This window comes from Kribbella ginsengisoli (genome assembly GCF_039537185.1).
In the GTDB taxonomy this organism is placed as follows: Bacteria; Actinomycetota; Actinomycetes; order Propionibacteriales; family Kribbellaceae; genus Kribbella; species Kribbella koreensis.
Genome location: NZ_BAABAA010000039.1, coordinates 1 through 1,411, shown reverse-complemented (window position 1 = coordinate 1,411; position 1,411 = coordinate 1). Strand labels below are relative to the sequence as shown.

The window sequence follows — 1,411 nt, the reverse complement described above, 5'->3', positions numbered from 1 at the left end:
GGTCAAGTCCCATGGAGTGGTGTACGACGGTTGGTCCTTCGTCGTTGTGTGGTTAGGCGCTGATGGCGCCGGTGGTGGTGTTGTCCTCGGTGGTGGTGATGAGGGTGAGTCGGCTGCGGTGGAGGACTTCGAGGCCGAGGTAGCGGCGGCCGTCGGCCCATTCATCGTGTTGTTCGGCCAGGACGGCGCCGACGAGGCGGATGATCGAGCCGCGGTCGGGGAAGATTCCGACGACGTCGGTGCGGCGGCGGATCTCGCGGTTCAGCCGCTCGTTGGGGTTGTTCGACCAGATCTGTCGCCAGACGTCGCGTGGGAACGTGGTGAAGGCGAGTACCTCGTCGCGGGCGTCGTCGAGGTGGGCGTGGACCTCGGGCAGGCTGGTCTGGATCTGGTCGAGGAGTTTGTCGTATTGCGCGTGCACGGCGGTGGCGTCGATCTGGTCGAATACCGAGTGCAGCATCGCTTTCACGCCGCCCCAGGCGTGTTTGGGGCAGGTCGCCATCAGGTTCGCGGTGTAGTGGGTCCGGCACCGCTGCCACGAGGCGCCGGGCAGGTTCGCGCCGATCGCGTCCACGAGCCCGGCGTGCGCGTCGCTGGTGACGAGTGCGACGCCGTTGAGGCCGCGGGCGACCAGGTCCTTGAAGAACGAGTTCCAGCCGGCCCCTGACTCGGCCGTGGAGGTGGCGACACCGAGGATCTCGCGGAACCCGTCGGCGTTGACACCGGTCGCGACCATGACCGCGATCTTGATCACCCGGCCTCCCTCGCGGACCTTCATCGTCAACGCGTCAGCGGCCAGGAATGTGTACGGGCCTTCGTTCAAGGGACGTTCGCGGAAGTCGCGGACCAGCTCGTCGAGGTCTTTGGCCATCACCGAGACCTGCGACCTGGACAGGCCGGTGATCCCCAGGGACTGCACGAGGCGGTCCATCCTGCGCGTGGATACCCCGAGCAGGTAACACGTGGCCACCACGCTGGTGAGTGCTGCTTCGGCGCGGCGGCGCCGCTCCAGCAGCCAGCCGGGGAAGTAGGTGCCTTCGCGCAGTTTCGGGACTGCGACATCCAGCGTCCCGATCCTGGTGTCGAGCTCGCGGTGCCGGTAGCCGTTGCGGGAGTTCACCCGATCGGGGTCGCGCACACCATACGAGGCGCCACACACGCTGTCGGCGTCGGCGGACAACAGCTTGTTGATGAACCCTTCCATCAGTTCACGCAGCAGATCCGGGCTGGCCTGCTCGAGATGCTCGTGCAGGAACTCGGCAGGGTCGATACTGGAGCCAGCGGTCATCGCGGTTTCCTTCTTCGAGTCGGTTGTGAGAGATCACTCGAAGGATCACCCGATGACCGCGCTCACGTCTCCGCCCCGCGCATCACCAGGATCTCGCCGTACACCACTCTGCTGGACTCAACT

Annotated in this window: 1 protein-coding gene; it reads right to left on the bottom strand. The window is 66.1% G+C overall.

Annotation, left to right across the window (positions count from 1 at the left end; translation table 11 throughout):
• Window positions 1-52: 52 nt before the first annotated feature.
• Window positions 53-1,288, bottom strand: coding sequence for an IS256 family transposase (locus ABD768_RS42905; RefSeq protein ID WP_344850737.1), 1,236 nt, complete (start codon window positions 1,286-1,288; stop codon window positions 53-55).
• Window positions 1,289-1,411 lie beyond the last annotated feature (123 nt).